General features: G+C 63.7%; 2 protein-coding genes. Both read left to right on the plus strand.

Features of this window, described 5'->3' with window-relative positions; genetic code table 11:
- The first annotated feature begins 8 nt into the window (after positions 1-8).
- Positions 9-755 carry an urea ABC transporter ATP-binding protein UrtD gene (gene urtD / locus EOA28_RS36665; RefSeq protein ID WP_127253004.1) on the plus strand — a complete coding sequence of 249 codons (747 nt, stop codon included), beginning with the start codon at positions 9-11 and terminating at the stop codon, positions 753-755.
- Between the two features lie 70 nt (positions 756-825).
- The coding region (locus EOA28_RS36670; RefSeq protein ID WP_128315885.1) for an ATP-binding cassette domain-containing protein at positions 826-1,084 on the plus strand (259 nt) is incomplete at its 3' end.

Here is a 1,084-nt window from a genome sequence, read left to right on the forward strand (position 1 = left end):
GAGCGAACATGAACAAGTCGAACACCATCCTTTATCTCGACGGCGTCTCGGTCTCCTTCGACGGTTTTCGCGCCATCAACAATTTGTCGCTGGTGCTCGACAAGGGCGAGATGCGGGCGATCATCGGGCCCAACGGCGCCGGCAAGACGACGATGATGGATATCGTCACCGGCAAGACGCGGCCGGACGAGGGCGAAGTCTTCTTCGACGGCCAGGTCGATCTCACCCGCCATGACGAGGCCGAGATCGCCATGATGGGCATCGGCCGCAAATTCCAGAAGCCGACCGTCTTCGAGAGCCACAGCGTCGAGGACAATCTGATGCTGGCGCTGAAGGGGCCGCGTTCGATATTTCCGGCGCTGTTCCATCGCCGTTCCGCCGCCGAGGCGCGGCGCATCGACGACATACTCGGCATCATCCGTCTCGGCGACAAGCGCGACGAGCTCGCAGCCAATCTCAGCCACGGCCAGAAGCAGTGGCTGGAGATCGGCATGCTGTTGGCGCAGGACCCGAAGCTGCTGCTCGTCGATGAGCCGGTCGCCGGCATGACAGATGCCGAAACCGAGGAGACCGCGCGCCTGCTCAAGGACATCGCCCGCGACCATTCAGTGGTGGTCGTCGAGCATGACATGCATTTCGTGCGCGAGCTCGGCGTCAAGGTCACCTGCCTGCATGAGGGCTCGGTGCTGTCGGAGGGCACGCTCGATTTCGTTTCGGCGGACGAGCGCGTCGTCGAAGTCTATCTGGGGCGCTGAGCATGGTCTGGCGGGTTCCGTTCTACCGTTTCGATTTCGCTTTCCTGAAGCGCTGGAGAAGGGGCTGACCATGCTCGAAGTCTCCAATGCCACGCTTCACTATGGCGCCGCCCAGGCGCTGCGCGGCGTTTCGCTGAAGGCGGGCGCCGGCAAGATTACTTGCGTGCTCGGCCGCAATGGCGTCGGCAAGACCAGTTTGATGAGATCGATCGTCGGCCACCACCGGCTGACGAGCGGAAGCGTTGCCTTCGAGGGGAAGGCGCTCGCCCGGAGCGCGGCGTATGACCGCGCCCGGTCGGGCATCGCATTCGTGCCGCAGGGCAGGGAGG

It is taken from the genome of Mesorhizobium sp. M2A.F.Ca.ET.067.02.1.1 (genome assembly GCF_004023285.1).
Lineage (GTDB): Bacteria > Pseudomonadota > Alphaproteobacteria > Rhizobiales > Rhizobiaceae > Mesorhizobium.

What these genes read in the sequence shown, in the direction of transcription:
- urtD (WP_127253004.1), top strand. Translation starts at nt 9, where the DNA reads ATGAACAAGTCGAACACCATCCTTTATCTCGACGGCGTCTCGGTCTCC.